Here is a 16793-nt window from a genome sequence, read left to right as displayed (position 1 = left end):
GCGTTTTGCAAATTATCAGCAAAAACAGACCGCTTATTGTGAGCTAAAGCTACGCCAATACAACGTTGATGTCGGTGTCAATCAATAGGGTATATTGCTGACCGTCCACTTCGGTGGTGTATTGTTTGTAGTCATTTTTACCTTGTTTCACATTTTCAATCTCTTTAAACTCAGCGTGGTCTTTCAGGCGGACAGTATCGGTTGCATCGCCGTTAATGAGTAGCTTTCGAGTGCTACTTTTACCGCTCAGTTTTGCTAAGGTGTCGTTGTCGAATGCAATATCCGTGCTTTGCGTCGCATTGCTAAGATTGATTTCTCTCAATGTTCCGCCAATTTGCTCTAACAATGGTTCGAATTTACTGTCAGTATAATCTTCAGTTGAAGAACGAACAGGGGCACCGTTGCCTCCATTATATACCCAATTTTTGAATACTCGTTCTCCATCAGCGTAAATTGTACCTAAAGATTGCCCTGAGTCACTATAATGCAGTTTATGTAACTGATAGAGTTTTAAACCATCCTCCATATTTGGTTCACCAAAGCGGACACCATCGCTCTCTTTTTTGCCATTATAAAGTTCAAAGTAATCAACTAGACTACGACTACCTTCAAAATACTGACGAACCCAATAAGTATCACCCTTTTCAATAGTGCCATTGTTATTTTTATCAAATAGAGTTGCAACGTGGAGATCGGTTTCATCGTAGTAAAAAATAACTTTCAGTTCAGGTGAACCGTTGGCGTATTTCTCAATGCGACTGATTAGCCTACCATTAGTAGGATCAAGCGTTAGAATATGCTTTATCTCATTACCATCAAATTTACCGTTGTAATTGTTATCTGTCCAATAAATGGCTTGGCGATTATACTCATCACTTTCCGAATTAAAAATTCGGGATACTTGATTTTGAGCATTATAAGAGGTTGTTTTGGTTGCATCTCCATATTGATTGTATTCTTTAGTTTGATGTAACTCAAATGAACCCTTATCATCACTATAAGCCTTTATGTCTGTATTACGTCCGAAAATATCATATTCATAAGTAGTATAAGCATCAATATCCCCACCTTGGCCAACAATGTCATTATCAGTGCGAACAATTCTACCATAAACATCTCTATCATAAGTTTCTACCCGCTCAAAACCTTGTTTTGTCAAGTTCGTATCAAAGCTCCGCGTTGCTACGCGGTCATAGTTGTTATAAGTGTACTTATCATTAGAAAATTGAGTGATTTTCATTCAAATGATCCCAAGCTATTTAAGTATAATACTTTTCAAAATACAGTCCTAAAAAGAAAAGCTCGTCAAAAAACGAGCTTTTAGTACCATTTTAGCTATTCTTTCCCGCAGGGATAAAGTCACTAATTAAAATAAAATCTCCAACAACAATAAATCTCACAGAATGAGGTTTTCGCCTTTTAGATACAGGAAATTTATGGAATTTACCATCGTTATATGCTCCAGCAATATATGACAGTTTTTCTGCAGTGGTTTTAATATCATCAAAGAAATTAGCCGCTATTTCTCTACTGCTTTGCTCTGCTATATAGTCAGCTTTTTTATTAAGTTGTTCTTCTGCTTCATTAGACCACTGAACAATATAATCAACTTTCATCACTATTTATCTAGCTTTAATCTTTTTCGTAGGTTTTCCAGCACTTCTTCATTACTTTTGAAGGTAATTTCACCGTTCAGAATTCTCATCAAAAAGATTTGTTCTTCAGATGGGCGGTTTTGTTCAACAAATTCAATTTTGCTGGTTGTTACTACTTGATTCTTTGCGAGAGTTATCATTTTATTTATCCTAATTTTTCTTGATAAGTGCAGAAATGGTACTCTTATTACTTAGCAAAGTCAAAAGAATAAGTGTATACAAAATAACCTAAAACTGTAAATAAGTACACTTATGACAACTATGACCGCGTAGCAACGCGGAGCTTTGATACGAACTTGACAAAACAAGGTTTTGAGCGGGTAGAAACTTATCATAGAGATGTTTATGGTAGAGCTGTTCGTCAAGATAACAACTTCACAGGTGATGAATTATTAATTAATGAATATTCTACCCATAAGTTTGATTTATATGGTCGTGAGGTAGTAAGACGCGTATTTGACAGCCAAGGCAATCTGTCTAAACAGAATACCGTTGAATACGATGTATATGGTCTGAGAGCGAAGGATACTTCTCATACCAACAATACTACCGCTATCTTTAAACGCGATGAATACGGTCGAATTATCGTAGAAGGAAGAGACAATAATTTAGATGGAGAATTGGGGGCAGGCGACCGTTGGCGAGCCTATACTTACAACGACCAAGGACGAGCCTATAAAGTAACGGATGTAAATACAAGAGGTGTAGAAACCAATACAATATGGAACTATGATGATTTCGGAAGACGTGATTACACCTTTGTAGATAGTAATGGTAATGAGCAATGGGATAACGGCGAAACCAAGCATGTGGATACCTACCACATTACGAATTCACGTGATGCCGTTTATAGATATGTCGCCCCTAATGAGGAGAATCCGACAAATATCTTGAAGTTTGTCTACCTCAATGCGGGCAATCAAGGCACTCAAATCGGTACACTTGATTCCCCTCTCGGTAAGGAGTTCAAAACATTTAATTACAACGTCTACGGCAGCCAAGCAACATCAGTCGAAGACTACACGACTGAAAACTGGCATCGTTTCTTCGACAAAGTAGGCGGGCATATTCAAGTGATTAATATGTCTGATGCTCGGGCTAAAACGGAGATTACGCTAGATAACGATGTGCTGCGTAAAATCACAACAGGTTCAGAACTGCGTATTGCAGGCGACAGTACCGATGTGGTGAATCTCAAAAATAGCCACGAGTTCAAAAAGTTAGATGAGACCAAAAAAGTGAGCAATCAGGAGTACAATCAGTACACGACACAGGTAGATGGACACGACTACACCCTGTTAATTGATACTGATATTACAACCAACCTGCTCCCGTAGCCAATAACAAGCGGTCTGTTTTTGCTGGTAATTTGCAAAAGTAGCTGAAGCTGAGTTACTAAGTGGCTAAGTGGCTAAGTGGCTAAACGACTATCAGAAATTGCACCGCTTACCTTGAAAATAAAACCGCCTGACGATGTTTCTTCGTCAGGCGGTTTTTTATGACTGCGTTGCGGTGCTTTTTACACATTGTCAGCAAAAATCAACCGCTTGTATTGCCCCGAGTGGCGGGGCAAATCAGCAAGGAAGGCTATTTGCTTAAATAATTTCCGTCCCTGGGTGTGCAGCATCAAAGAGCTTGATGTCGGTATCGACCAATAACGTGTAGGTTTTGCCCTCAACCTCTGTGGTCAGTTTATCATAGGTGTTGCTGCCTATTTTCACTGTCTCTGCTGCTTTGGTGAATTCACCGTAGTCTTTGAGCTTGACTGTGTCAGTAGCGTCACCGTTGATGAGTAGTGTTTTATCTTTGGCAATTTTTGCGACAGTGTTATGATCTAACGTAATATGCGTACTTGCCGTAGCATTCGTAAGATTGATTTGGTTAATTTTATTTGCATAATTATCTAGAAGTTTGCTCCAGTTGTCGGAAGTATAATCATCCTCAGAGGAATAGTGAAAACCATGAAGCCCATATAGTAAAGCATACTGATCTGCTGCAACGTCTAGCTTTAATTGTGCAATCGGGTTACCAATATTGCCTGCATCTGGGTAAACATACTTCTGAATAAGGGTTAATTTTCCATTTGTATAGAACTCAAATCTATCCGTTATTCCAGATTCACCAAAGTAGAAACGTTTGGTTAACGGTTCATAACTATCATGGGTTTTATTACCATTTTTATCCTCAAATGATGAACTTATTCTTTGGTAATCATCATAGGTATAGATGTTGTGTTTTTTCCGTAATACTGATTCATCAATACGTTCCGCATATTTGCTGTCAATATATTGATCGTAAATTAAGGTTTGTTTCAGATCGCCAGCATCAAAGATTTCATTAGCATTTTTGTCTTCAAGTAGTTTTTCTACCCGCCCAATACTATCACGTTTATAATAATGATTGATAAAACTCTTCTGTGTCTCAGATGAATAGCTGGTTAGTTTAGTAATGTATCCATATTCATTATAATCATACTCATGTTTTGATAATAGACTACCATTTGCTTGGTAGTCACGATATATTTCAGTACGTCCATACAGATCTCTTTCAATCGTTCTTGTCGTATTCACGGCAATATTGTCGCCAAGTATGTCAGTCGCGACATTAATAATATATCCGTACTGATCATAAGTGTATTTTTCTGTTCTCTCATCCCCCTCTTTTTTAGAGTCTGTATCAAAGCTCCGCGTTGCTACGCGGTCATAGTTGTCATAAGTGTACTTATCATGAGCGATTCGATTAAAATAAACTCTAAAAGCACAATTATCATTCATATTGAGCTGATTGGTTTGCCTATTCAGCTCCAACATTGAGCCTATTATTGATATGTTAAAAATCAATACTCAATTAAATAGCGGGTGCTTCGTCCTCCTTGTTCCGTTTTTCTTATCAGACCTTTTTCCAGTAAATCGGTTAAGTGACGTGTGGCAGTCGCTTTACTGACTTTGGCTACCTTTTGGTATTGTGATGCATTGATACCTAATTCAAACCCGTTTTCACCACCATCCAGCAAGCGATTTAACACTTTTTTTTGTTCTTTGTTTAGACTCAGCCCTCTATGTTTTAACCAAAAGCGACTTTTGGCAAGCAGTCGTTCGATTTGAACCAAGCTGCTTTCAATGCTTTCGATTAATGTAGTTAAAAACCAACTTAGCCATTGTGTGATATTAGGGCTACCTTTTTGGCTCTCTTCCAATAAGCGATAGTATTCATTCCGTTTTTGTAAAATGGTAAATGAAAAAGCGTAGAGCCTAATACTTTGTTGGTCTGCTTGCGTTAATGTTAAATCAGTTAATGCTCTCGCCAGCCTGCCATTGCCGTCATCAAAGGGGTGTATGGTTAAAAACCAAAGATTACATATACCTGCACGGATAAGGGGATCAAGTGAGATATCGTGTAGGCTAGAGTTGAACCACTCAATGAAACGAGATAATGCGACTTCCAACTCTTGGCGTGGTAGTGCTTCAAAATGTACTTTGGGCTTATCTAAGCGGCCCGAAACAACCTGCATCGGCTCTTCGCCACGTATTTCTCCAACTTTAATATGGGGTGTATGATAAGGAAACAACCAAAGATGCCATTGAGCTAAACGAGCAAAACTTAACGGCTGCTGCCAGTTCTCCAATACATCAATCATAATGTTACTGACACCTTCGGATCGGTCAGAAACAGGACAAGGGGTTTCAATTGAAATATTTAACTTGCGAGCCAACGATGACCTGACTGAGTAGGCATTGAGATTTTCACCTTCAATCTGTGAGGAGCTCAATATATTGCTTAATAAGGTATCTAGAGCCAGTTCCGAATCGCTGTATTCAATTTGACTGCTATACCCAATAAGTTTACCCAGTAACAACCAGCAACGGCGTAACTTGGGTTCCAACTTTGAGTTATCCCATGAAAACTCGGTCCAATTTGGGTATTGCCATATCCATTTGTAATTATCATATTGCATTATTCCTGTCCTTATAATAAAAAATTCAGTATTATAATCGTATCATTTTATAAACCAAATATGATAGCCAATCAGCTCAATATGAATGATAATTGTGCTTTTAGAGTTTATTTTAATCGAATCGCTCATGATAAGTACACTTATGACAACTATGACCGCGTAGCAACGCGGAGCTTTGATACGAACTTGACAAAACAAGGTTTTGAGCGGGTAGAAACTTATCATAGAGATGTTTATGGTAGAACTGTTCGCACTGATAATGACATTGTTGGTCAAGGTGGTGATATTGATGGATATACTACTTACGATCGTAATCATTATGGACAAAACAATAAGATAATTCAGCATACTTCAGATGGCACCGTTACCTCCCAAACGGCTTATGAGTTTGATATTTATGGTCGTACTTCTAAGCATTTCTTTTTAGATAAAGAGGGTAATGCCATGTGGACTAGATCTTATGAATATAACGCTCGTGGCCTGGCTATTCGCCAGTCAGATGATAGAGGGGTGTTAGGCAAATGGGATAATGGCGATGTCAAGTTTGAATATACGCGTGCTGATGATGCTACGGGTAGATTGATAGGTCAAAAAGTCATCAAACCATCACAAGATAGTTATTATGAGATATTCGATTATGACGATTTTGGACGAAGAATTTTAGTCTTAAGAGATAATAATAATGATGGTAAAATCTCCGAAGGTGAAGATTATACGAGATACGTTTATGGTGACGATACAGCGAATACATATATCAACTATTATTATGTAGGTAGCGATGACAACTTGAAATATGCCATTTATGCCCATCGTGATAATACTAACAAAATAATTGCTCGCTTATTATCTAACAATAAAGAGGAATTTGTAGCATTGAGTTACGACGGCTGGGGTAATCCTAGTTCATCGGTTGAAGATTATACAGGTGGCAATATCAGCTTCAACAAAGTCTTAGAACTTGCAAAGGGTAAACTAGAGAAGATCAATTTGTCGAATGCCACTCAAAACACAGAAATCACTTTAGATAACGACGTGCTAGCGAAACTCACTAAGTCAACACCTGAGTTAACACTCGCGATCAACGGTGACGCTACTGACACAGTCAAGCTCAAAGACTACGGTGAATTCACCAAAGCAGCAGAGACAGTGAAAATAGGCAGCAACACCTATGATAAACTGACCACAGAGGTTGAGGGCAAAACCTACACGCTATTGGTCGATACCGACATCAAGCTCTTTGATGCTGCACACCCAGGGACGGAAATTATTTAAGCAAATAGCCTCCATTCCTTGCTGATTTGCCCCGCCACTCGGAGCAATACAAGCGGTTGATTTTTGCTGACAATGTGTAAAAAGCACCGCAACGCAGTCATAAAAAAACGCCTGACGAAGAAACATCGTCAGGCGGTTTTATTTTCAAGGTAAGCGGTGTAGTTTCTGATAGTCGCTTAGTCACTTAACCACTCAGTAACTCAGCTTCAGCTACTTTTGCAAATTGCCAGCAAAAACAGACCGCTTGTTATTGGCTACGGGAGCAGGTTGGTTGTAATATCAGTATCAATTAACAGGGTGTAGTCGTGTCCATCTACCTGTGTCGTGTACTGATTGTACTCTTGGTTAGCCACTTTTTTGGTCTCATCTAACTTTTTGAACTCGTGGCTATTTTTGAGATTCACCACATCGGTACTGTCGCCTGCAATACGCAGTTCTGAACCTGTTGTGATTTTACGCAGCACATCGTTATCTAGCGTAATCTCCGTTTTAGCCCGAGCATCAGACATATTAATCACCTCAATATGCCCACCTACTTTGTCGAAGAAACGTTGCCAGTTTTCAGTGGTGTAGTCTTCAGTAGAAGAAACCACTGAGCCATATACGTTGTAAGCTAGATCAGTAAAATCTTTACCATTCCAAGCGTGTAAAAAACCTAACATCTGACCTGCTTCACCTGCATTGAGGTAAATGACTTTATTGATTTTCACTGGTGTTGTTTCGTCTTTTGCGGAAAACTGAGTGAGAGTATCTTGAAAATTTGTTTGACCGTGATAGGTAATAATATTTTTAACATCATTACCATCAAAAATATCATTCTTGTTGTCATCAGCTACGATAAGATTACGTCTATTAAAATCATCATAGAAGTAGAGGTTTACGTTATCATTACCATTTGCCTGCCTATCAATTATTTTATAAGCCTTACCATCATCGTAAAAATACGTTCTCCAAGTATCGCCTAAGCCAAACTCACCATTTAGATCACGATCTTGACCTATAATAACTATTCTGCCGTACTCATCACGTGTGATAATCTGTGAGATATTGATTTTATCTTCAGCAGTATAAGTTGTGCGTTTTACTTCGTGATCATACATATTGCGTTCCATCACTAATTTGGAGATTAAATGATTTTGGTTATCAAATGTGTGTCTTACTACCTCTCGGCCATATAAATCAAACTCATGGATAGTATATTCGTTAATGGGTAATGTATCATTCGTATAATTTTTATCTTCACGGATAGCTCTACCATAAACATCTCTGTGATAAGTGTCGATACGCTCAAACCCCTCTTTTTTAGAGTCCGTATCAAAGCTCCGCGTTGCTACGCGGTCGTAGTTGTCATAAGTGTACTTATTGCACCTTATCGATAGATTTTATAGATTGATTATATGTTTTTAATCGTTATAAGAAACACATTAGCTGAATATAAGGCAATAAAAAACGCCCTTGAGATCTCAGGAGCGTTTTCGATCAGATTAGTTTTTTTACTTGACATATTTTTGTACAACGATTGCAATGCCAAACATCACAAAGGCAAAAACAGCTAATCCAAATGTTAAACCAATCATTATGTTTCTCCTTATTTGTGTTTATTTCGTCTCAAGTGACGGCTAATGAGTAATGAAAAATAAGCTCCTGCTAATAATAAGAATGAGTTGATAATCTTTATAACAGCTGTTTCGTTCCCATAGAGCATAACAGGAATAGCAAGAATTGCAACTTTTGCAATATCATCGGCTATTTTTGTCCACGCATCAATCGTCTCAGTTTCTATCGGGCGTTTAAATAGATTAAACATACTCTCTCCTTAGTTTAGGCAATATAGTAAGATTACTTTTTTATAAAGTCAAAACTGTTAATAAAATTACGTATTATAATTTACTATTTAGGGTTAAAAATTGGTTTTATTTTGTTCTTTTTGAGTATTAAATGGACAATGAAGTGATGATAAGTACACTTATGACAACTATGACCGCGTAGCAACGCGGAGCTTTGATACGAACTTGACAAAACAAGGTTTTGAGCGGGTAGAAACTTATGATAGAGATGTTTATGGTAGAATTGTTCGCACTGATAATGACATTGTTGGTCAAGGTGGTGATATTGATGGATATACTACTTACGATCGTAATCATTATGGACAAAACAATAAGATAATTCAGCATACTTCAGATGGCACCGTTACCTCCCAAACGGCTTATGAGTTTGATATTTATGATCGTACTTCTAAGCATTTTTTTTTAGATAAAGAGGGTAATGCCATGTGGACTAGATCTTATGAATATAACGCTCGTGGCCTGGCTATTCGCCAGTCAGATGATAGAGGGGTGTTAGGCAAATGGGATAATGGCGATGTCAAGTTTGAATATACGCGTGCTGATGATGCTACGGGTAGATTGATAGGTCAAAAAGTCATCAAACCATCACAAGATAGTTATTATGAGATATTCGATTATGACGATTTTGGACGAAGAATTTTAGTCTTAAGAGATAATAATAATGATGGTAAAATCTCCGAAGGTGAAGATTATACGAGATACGTTTATGGTGACGATACAGCGAATACATATATCAACTATTATTATGTAGGTAGCGATGACAACTTGAAATATGCCATTTATGCCCATCGTGATAATACTAACAAAATAATTGCTCGCTTATTATCTAACAATAAAGAGGAATTTGTAGCATTGAGTTACGACGGCTGGGGTAATCCTAGTTCATCGGTTGAAGATTATACAGGTGGCAATATCAGCTTCAACAAAGTCTTAGAACTTGCAAAGGGTAAACTAGAGAAGATCAATTTGTCGAATGCCACTCAAAACACAGAAATCACTTTAGATAACGACGTGCTAGCGAAACTCACTAAGTCAACACCTGAGTTAACACTCGCGATCAACGGTGACGCTACTGACACAGTCAAGCTCAAAGACTACGGTGAATTCACCAAAGCAGCAGAGACAGTGAAAATAGGCAGTAACACCTATGATAAACTGACCACTGACGTTGAGGGCAAAACCTACACGTTATTGGTCGATACCGACATCAAGCTCTTTGATGCTGCACACCCAGGGACGGAAATTATTTAAGCAAATAGCCTTCCTTGCTGATTTGCCCCGCCACTCGGGGCAATACAAGCGGTTGATTTTTGCTGACAATGTGTAAAAAGCACCGCAACGCAGTCATAAAAAACCGCCTGACGAAGAAACATCGTCAGGCGGTTTTATTTTCAAGGTAAGCGGTGCAATTTCTGATAGTCGCTTAGTCACTTAACCACTCAGTAACTCAGCTTCAGCTACTTTTGCAAATTACCAGCAAAAACAGACCGCTTGTTATTGGCTACGGGAGCAGGTTGGTTGTAATATCAGTATCAATTAACAGGGTGTAGTCGTGTCCATCTACCTGTGTCGTGTACTGATTGTACTCCTGATTGCTCACTTTTTTGGTCTCATCTAACTTTTTGAACTCGTGGCTATTTTTGAGATTCACCACATCGGTACTGTCGCCTGCGATACGCAGTTCTGAACCTGTTGTGATTTTACGCAGCACATCGTTATCTAGCGTAATCTCCGTTTTAGCCCGAGCATCAGACATATTAATCACCTGAATATGCCCGCCTACTTTGTCAAAGAAACGATGCCAGTTTTCAGTCGTGTAGTCTTCGGTAGAAGAAACGACTGAGCCGTATACGTTATGACTAAATGACTTGAATTCTTTCCCTTGAGGGGCATCCAGAGTACCAATTTGGTAACCTTGATCTCCTGCATTTTGGTAAACAAATTTCATGATCCTGATTGGATTCTTATCATCTGGATAGGTATAAGTGATTGTCTCATCACGATCTGTTCTTGTACCGTGATAAGTATCAACATGTTTGTATTCTCTATCGTCCCATTTCCCATTATCGTTTGCGTCAATAATGCTGTAAACACGTCGTCCAAATTCATCATAGAACCATAGTGATGTAGCAGTTTTATCGCCGTTTGCTAAAACATCATATGTTTTATAGGGTCTACCTTGATCATTATAAGTATATACTCGATAGCTATCTCCTAAATCAATAACACCATTCATATTGAGGTCTCGTCCATCTTTTATATAACGACCATATTCATCTCTCTCCTTTAGGAATTGAATATTTATGCTATCTTCTGTAGCGTATGTGGTTTCTCTGATTCGTTGTCCATAAGCATCATACCCATAATCGTTTTTCTTTGTTAGAACATCATTACTATCAAAAATTCTTTCTGTGCTCACTCGCCCATAAAGATCAAACTCTTTCTTCGAATAAGAGTTGATAGTCAGATTATCGCCTGTAAAATTGCTATCAGCACGAATCCCTCTTCCATATTGATCGTATTGATAAGTATCCACCCGCTCAAAACCCTCTTTTTTAGAGTCTGTATCAAAGCTCCGCGTTGCTACGCGGTCATAGTTGTCATAAGTGTACTTATCATGAGCGATTCGATTAAAATAAACTCTAAAAGCACAATTATCATTCATATTGAGCTGATTGGTTTGCCTATTCAGCTCCAACATTGAGCCTATTATTGATATGTTAAAAATCAATACTCAATTAAATAGCGGGTGCTTCGTCCTCCTTGTTCCGTTTTTCTTATCAGACCTTTTTCCAGTAAATCGGTTAAGTGACGTGTGGCAGTCGCTTTACTGACTTTGGCTACCTTTTGGTATTGTGATGCATTGATACCTAATTCAAACCCGTTTTCACCACCATCCAGCAAGCGATTTAACACTTTTTTTTGTTCTTTGTTTAGACTCAGCCCTCTATGTTTTAACCAAAAGCGACTTTTGGCAAGCAGTCGTTCGATTTGAACCAAGCTGCTTTCAATGCTTTCGATTAATGTAGTTAAAAACCAACTTAGCCATTGTGTGATATTAGGGCTACCTTTTTGGCTCTCTTCCAATAAGCGATAGTATTCATTCCGTTTTTGTAAAATGGTAAATGAAAAAGCGTAGAGCCTAATACTTTGTTGGTCTGCTTGCGTTAATGTTAAATCAGTTAATGCTCTCGCCAGCCTGCCATTGCCGTCATCAAAGGGGTGTATGGTTAAAAACCAAAGATTACATATACCTGCACGGATAAGGGGATCAAGTGAGATATCGTGTAGGCTAGAGTTGAACCACTCAATGAAACGAGATAATGCGACTTCCAACTCTTGGCGTGGTAGTGCTTCAAAATGTACTTTGGGCTTATCTAAGCGGCCCGAAACAACCTGCATCGGCTCTTCGCCACGTATTTCTCCAACTTTAATATGGGGTGTATGATAAGGAAACAACCAAAGATGCCATTGAGCTAAACGAGCAAAACTTAACGGCTGCTGCCAGTTCTCCAATACATCAATCATAATGTTACTGACACCTTCGGATCGGTCAGAAACAGGACAAGGGGTTTCAATTGAAATATTTAACTTGCGAGCCAACGATGACCTGACTGAGTAGGCATTGAGATTTTCACCTTCAATCTGTGAGGAGCTCAATATATTGCTTAATAAGGTATCTAGAGCCAGTTCCGAATCGCTGTATTCAATTTGACTGCTATACCCAATAAGTTTACCCAGTAACAACCAGCAACGGCGTAACTTGGGTTCCAACTTTGAGTTATCCCATGAAAACTCGGTCCAATTTGGGTATTGCCATATCCATTTGTAATTATCATATTGCATTATTCCTGTCCTTATAATAAAAAATTCAGTATTATAATCGTATCATTTTATAAACCAAATATGATAGCCAATCAGCTCAATATGAATGATAATTGTGCTTTTAGAGTTTATTTTAATCGAATCGCTCATGATAAGTACACTTATGACAACTATGACCGCGTAGCAACGCGGAGCTTTGATACAGACTCTAAAAAAGAGGGGTTTGAGCGTATCGACACTTATCACAGAGATGTTTATGGTAGAGTTGTTCGTCAAGATAACAACTTCACAGGTGATGAATTATTAATTAATGGATATTCTACCTATAGGCTTGATTTATATGGTCGTGAGGTAGTAAGACGTATATTTGACAGCCAAGATCGTTTAACCCAAAAACAGGAGCTTAAACACGATATTTATGATCGTGTAATAAAACGCACAAGTTATACTAATGAAGATACAATCAATCTCTCACATATTACCACGCATGATGAGTACGGCAGAACTGTTACTATAGGTGCAGATAATAATCTAAACGGCAAATTTGACTTGGGCGATACTTGGAGAACGCATTTTTACAACAATCAAGGTCTTGTTGAAAAAGCAATTGACAGAATAAAAGATGGTACTGATAGAGTAACTATCTACCACTATGATGAGCTGAATAGAATTGATTCTACTTTCTGGGATCAGAACAATAATGGTAAATTTGATGGTGATGATGTTAAACATATTAACACCTATCACGGTCAAACAAATGATCAAGATACTATCACTCGGTTTTTCGCAAAAGACGAAACCACACCAGTTAAAATAGAGAAATTTATTTACCTCAATGCAGGTGAAGCAGGTCAGAAATTAGGTATGTTACACGCTTGGAATGGTAAAGATTTTACTGATTTAGCTTACAACGTTTGGGGCTCAGTCATTTCTTCTACCGAAGACTACACGACTGAAAACTGGCATCGTTTCTTTGACAAAGTAGGCGGGCATATTCAGGTGATTAATATGTCTGATGCTCGGGCTAAAACGGAGATTACGCTAGATAACGATGTGCTGCGTAAAATCACAACAGGTTCAGAACTGCGTATCGCAGGCGACAGTACCGATGTGGTGAATCTCAAAAATAGCCACGAGTTCAAAAAGTTAGATGAGACCAAAAAAGTGAGCAATCAGGAGTACAATCAGTACACGACACAGGTAGATGGACACGACTACACCCTGTTAATTGATACTGATATTACAACCAACCTGCTCCCGTAGCCAATAACAAGCGGTCTGTTTTTGCTGGTAATTTGCAAAAGTAGCTGAAGCTGAGTTACTGAGTGGTTAAGTGACTAAGCGACTATCAGAAATTGCACCGCTTACCTTGAAAATAAAACCGCCTGACGATGTTTCTTCGTCAGGCGGTTTTTTATGACTGCGTTGCGGTGCTTTTTACACATTGTCAGCAAAAATCAACCGCTTGTATTGCCCCGAGTGGCGGGGCAAATCAGCAAGGAAGGCTATTTGCTTAAATAATTTCCGTCCCTGGGTGTGCAGCATCAAAGAGCTTGATGTCGGTATCGACCAATAACGTGTAGGTTTTGCCCTCAACGTCAGTGGTCAGTTTATCATAGGTGTTACTGCCTATTTTCACTGTCTCTGCTGCTTTGGTGAATTCACCGTAGTCTTTGAGCTTGACTGTGTCAGTAGCGTCACCGTTGATCGTGAGTGTTAACTCAGGTGTTGACTTAGTGAGTTTCGCTAGCACATTGTTATCTAAAGTGATCTGAGTACTATGTCTATCATTAGTAAAATTCACAGCCTTAAGATTACCGCCGACCTGCTTGAATAGCTCATTGTAATGCTCTTGGGTGAAATCTTCACTTGAGCTAAGAGGTCTATCATATCCGTCATAGTTCAATGTGCGATAAACACCGTCAGCATCAGCTCTGAAAGTGGCAATTGCAGTATTATTATTGTCATAGTGAACTTTTCGGGCTATATTTAATGTTGTGCCTATATACTCAGCTATTGTATCCATTGTACTTGTTTGCCCGATATAAGAGATTTTCCAGTTCTTTTCATTTTCATCAATCTTGTTGTTTTCGTTAACATCTTGATGTGTAGCAATACGGCGATCTAAATCATCGTAACGCCACTTACTTTTTACCTTTATACCATTAGCAGCATTAATATCAGTACGACTTGAAACCCAATGGATTACATTGGTATTGTATTCGTAACTCAGCTTATTGTCTTTACCATCGAAAATCCCATTGTTATTTTTATCAAAAAATATTTCCGTTATGAGATTGTGAGCATTATATTTTCTCTCAATAGTTTGATCTGGAACGCCATTTACATCATTGTAAATTATCTTAAGCTTACGGTCATATATATCATATTTATTCTCTATATTACGATTTAATTGACCGTTAGCATATGACTTTGAAATGGTATCTCGCCCAAAAATATCACGTTCATAAGTAGTATATCCATCAATATCACCACCTTGACCAACAATGTCATTATCAGTGCGAACAACTCTACCATAAACATCTCTATGATAAGTTTCTACCCGCTCAAAACCTTGTTTTGTCAAGTTCGTATCAAAGCTCCGCGTTGCTACGCGGTCATAGTTGTCATAAGTGTACTTATTGGCAGAAGATTGTGCAAATTCGCCGTCTTCTAATTTCACTTTTGAGACGTCAGATTCAAGCTGATTACGACCGTTGTAAACACGTTCTGTGATATTAGTAAACTTGTCATCGCCCGCTTCACCCGTGTTATTGATTTCGGTTTTTTCTGCCTTATTATACGCATTGAATGTGTTTTTGGTAATTCTATCAATACCCTCTACAGTGACTGTTTCACCATTGAGTTTAATCTGATGGCTAGACCCTGTTTTGTTTTCGTTACCATTACTGAATCGGTCGTTATTCGTGTTGTCGTAACGGGCAACTTCACGACCTAACGCATCACGCACATAGTAGCTCACGTTTTCTGCATGGCCTTTACCGTCCAAGTTTTGCTCTTGTTTGATGAGATGATTATTTGCATCATACTCTTTGAGGTAAACGCGTTCGATACCTGTTATTTTACGTCCATCTTTTAGTGTATGCTCTGTACCTGTGACCTGTTCTTTACTGTCGAGCGTTAGCGTTGTGTCGTTATCCAAGTTTTGGTATTCACCAATACGGTTGCCGTTTGCATCTAAATCATAGTGGTACACACGGTCATCCCCGCCTTTCGCATCTAGGTTGAATTTTTCAGTAATCACACGGTTTTGGCCATCACGCTCATAAGTGGTAAAGTTGTCGATACCTTCAAGAGTACGTTTACCACCATCTAGTGTGATAGTCTCGCCTGTTTTCTTCTCTAACGCTTTGCCATCTTTGATGTCGTTATCACGGTTGTAATAAGCACCCTTAACTTGACCGCTTGCTTTATCCACATCACGGTATTCGATTTCATCAAACTCACCTTTTCCATCAAAGTTTTTATTTATTTGAATAGCCTGCCCGAGTTCGTTGTATTCATACGTTTCATAACGGTCTGCGCCTTTCAATGTACGACCATCATTTAACTTAATAGCGTCATCTTGGTCTTCTTGGCCTTCTTTGTCTTTATTACCCGAGCCTGTCTCAGCGTTATTGTCTAAGTCATAGTAACGACCTTTCTCACGTCCGTATTCGTCACGTTCGATGTGAACCACTTCTTCCGCTGCACCCTCTGCATTGGTGTTACGGTCGATTTGGATGGTTTGACCGTTTGCATTGTGCTTGTAGGTTTCATAGCTATCGACACCTTTTAGCTCAACCTCTTTACCGTCGATGGTGACTTTAATGGTTTTACCTGTACCTTCCGTGTTGTCGTTATCTGTATATCTCGCCACTGCACGAGCATATTGGTCTAACACAAGGTAAGATTTGGAATTCGTTTCGCCATTACCATTGTTGTCGTATTCAACCCTCAAGGTTTGACCTTTGTCGTTAAGACCGAAAGTTTCGATTCTGTCGACACCTTCAATTGGCTTACCATCGTTATCCTTGTGGATATTATGACCTGTGGTTTTTTTCGCATCATTGTCCACTAACACCTTCTGAACCCTGCCTAGACTATCAAACTGCTGATAATGGATCTTATATCATATAGTGTGCTAATGCTAATGCTAATGCTAATGCTAATGCTAATGCTAATGCTAATGCTAATGCTAATGCTAATGCTAATGCTAATGCTAATGCTAATGCTAAT

Annotated in this window: 17 protein-coding genes; 6 read left to right on the top strand and 11 right to left on the bottom strand. The window is 38.6% G+C overall.

Going from position 1 to position 16793, the window contains the following annotated elements:
• Nucleotides 1-49: 49 nt before the first annotated feature.
• The 3 genes from GM698_RS06545 to GM698_RS06535 all read right to left on the bottom strand — a co-directional run bounded on the left by GM698_RS06545 (nucleotide 50) and on the right by GM698_RS06535 (nucleotide 1795).
• Nucleotides 50-1240: a hypothetical protein gene (locus GM698_RS06545; protein WP_209289136.1), complete on the bottom strand. Its 1191-nt coding sequence runs from the start codon at nucleotides 1238-1240 to the stop codon at nucleotides 50-52.
• Nucleotides 1241-1331: 91 nt separating this feature from the next.
• Nucleotides 1332-1616: a type II toxin-antitoxin system RelE/ParE family toxin gene (locus GM698_RS06540; RefSeq protein WP_209289792.1), complete on the bottom strand. Its 285-nt coding sequence runs from the start codon at nucleotides 1614-1616 to the stop codon at nucleotides 1332-1334.
• 2 nt (nucleotides 1617-1618) lie between these two features.
• Complete coding sequence (locus GM698_RS06535) at nucleotides 1619-1795, bottom strand: hypothetical protein (protein WP_176811870.1); 177 nt, start codon at nucleotides 1793-1795, stop codon at nucleotides 1619-1621.
• 156 nt (nucleotides 1796-1951) lie between these two features.
• On the opposite strand from GM698_RS06535, the gene GM698_RS06530 reads away from it, so the two are divergent.
• Nucleotides 1952-2992, top strand: a complete 1041-nt coding sequence (locus GM698_RS06530) for a hypothetical protein (RefSeq protein ID WP_209289135.1) — start codon at nucleotides 1952-1954, stop codon at nucleotides 2990-2992.
• Nucleotides 2993-3128: 136 nt separating this feature from the next.
• On the top strand, nucleotides 3129-3254 hold the full coding sequence (locus tag GM698_RS10690; protein WP_256437766.1) for a hypothetical protein: 126 nt from the start codon (nucleotides 3129-3131) through the stop codon (nucleotides 3252-3254).
• Here GM698_RS10690 and GM698_RS06525 read toward each other — a convergent pair.
• Both GM698_RS06525 and GM698_RS06520 read right to left on the bottom strand, forming a co-directional pair.
• Complete coding sequence (locus GM698_RS06525; RefSeq protein ID WP_209289134.1) at nucleotides 3251-4462, bottom strand: hypothetical protein; 1212 nt, start codon at nucleotides 4460-4462, stop codon at nucleotides 3251-3253. The two genes, GM698_RS10690 and GM698_RS06525, sit on opposite strands and share 4 nt — an antisense overlap.
• A 29-nt stretch (nucleotides 4463-4491) precedes the next feature.
• Nucleotides 4492-5610 (bottom strand): Fic family protein, encoded by a 1119-nt coding sequence (locus tag GM698_RS06520; protein WP_176811952.1) that lies wholly within the window; start codon nucleotides 5608-5610, stop codon nucleotides 4492-4494.
• Between the two features lie 81 nt (nucleotides 5611-5691).
• On the opposite strand from GM698_RS06520, the gene GM698_RS06515 reads away from it, so the two are divergent.
• Nucleotides 5692-6882, top strand: a complete 1191-nt coding sequence (locus GM698_RS06515) for a hypothetical protein (RefSeq protein WP_209289133.1) — start codon at nucleotides 5692-5694, stop codon at nucleotides 6880-6882.
• Nucleotides 6883-7136: 254 nt separating this feature from the next.
• On the opposite strand, the gene GM698_RS06510 is transcribed toward GM698_RS06515, so the two are convergent.
• Entirely contained in the window at nucleotides 7137-7982 is an 846-nt protein-coding gene (locus GM698_RS06510; RefSeq protein ID WP_209289132.1) for a hypothetical protein, read from the bottom strand.
• 488 nt (nucleotides 7983-8470) lie between these two features.
• Complete coding sequence (locus GM698_RS06505; protein WP_209289131.1) at nucleotides 8471-8689, bottom strand: hypothetical protein; 219 nt, start codon at nucleotides 8687-8689, stop codon at nucleotides 8471-8473.
• 205 nt (nucleotides 8690-8894) lie between these two features.
• Between GM698_RS06505 and GM698_RS06500 the strand changes: the two genes are divergently transcribed.
• The gene (locus GM698_RS06500) at nucleotides 8895-9980 is read left to right on the top strand and encodes a hypothetical protein (protein WP_209289130.1); all 1086 of its coding nucleotides are present in this window, start codon (nucleotides 8895-8897) and stop codon (nucleotides 9978-9980) included.
• On the opposite strand, the gene GM698_RS10685 is transcribed toward GM698_RS06500, so the two are convergent.
• From GM698_RS10685 to GM698_RS06490, 3 genes are all read right to left on the bottom strand, one after another.
• Nucleotides 9977-10102 carry a hypothetical protein gene (locus GM698_RS10685; RefSeq protein WP_256437766.1) on the bottom strand — a complete coding sequence of 42 codons (126 nt, stop codon included), beginning with the start codon at nucleotides 10100-10102 and terminating at the stop codon, nucleotides 9977-9979. The genes GM698_RS06500 and GM698_RS10685 overlap by 4 nt on opposite strands.
• A 128-nt stretch (nucleotides 10103-10230) precedes the next feature.
• Nucleotides 10231-11394, bottom strand: coding sequence for a hypothetical protein (locus tag GM698_RS06495; RefSeq protein WP_209289129.1), 1164 nt, complete (start codon nucleotides 11392-11394; stop codon nucleotides 10231-10233).
• A 62-nt stretch (nucleotides 11395-11456) separates the two neighbouring features.
• Nucleotides 11457-12575, bottom strand: coding sequence for a Fic family protein (locus GM698_RS06490; protein WP_176811952.1), 1119 nt, complete (start codon nucleotides 12573-12575; stop codon nucleotides 11457-11459).
• Between the two features lie 81 nt (nucleotides 12576-12656).
• On the opposite strand from GM698_RS06490, the gene GM698_RS06485 reads away from it, so the two are divergent.
• Both GM698_RS06485 and GM698_RS10680 read left to right on the top strand, forming a co-directional pair.
• Nucleotides 12657-13817 carry a hypothetical protein gene (locus tag GM698_RS06485; RefSeq protein WP_209289128.1) on the top strand — a complete coding sequence of 387 codons (1161 nt, stop codon included), beginning with the start codon at nucleotides 12657-12659 and terminating at the stop codon, nucleotides 13815-13817.
• Between the two features lie 128 nt (nucleotides 13818-13945).
• A complete protein-coding gene (locus tag GM698_RS10680) occupies nucleotides 13946-14071 on the top strand; it encodes a hypothetical protein (RefSeq protein WP_256437766.1) in 126 nt (41 codons plus the stop codon).
• On the opposite strand, the gene GM698_RS06480 is transcribed toward GM698_RS10680, so the two are convergent.
• Nucleotides 14068-16638, bottom strand: a complete 2571-nt coding sequence (locus GM698_RS06480; protein ID WP_209289127.1) for a hypothetical protein — start codon at nucleotides 16636-16638, stop codon at nucleotides 14068-14070. The two genes, GM698_RS10680 and GM698_RS06480, sit on opposite strands and share 4 nt — an antisense overlap.
• Nucleotides 16639-16793 lie beyond the last annotated feature (155 nt).

Origin of the sequence: Mannheimia sp. ZY171111, from assembly GCF_017750945.1 — a bacterium.
Classification (GTDB): domain Bacteria; phylum Pseudomonadota; class Gammaproteobacteria; order Enterobacterales; family Pasteurellaceae; genus Mannheimia; species Mannheimia pernigra.
This window is presented reverse-complemented; position numbering and strand designations above follow the sequence as displayed.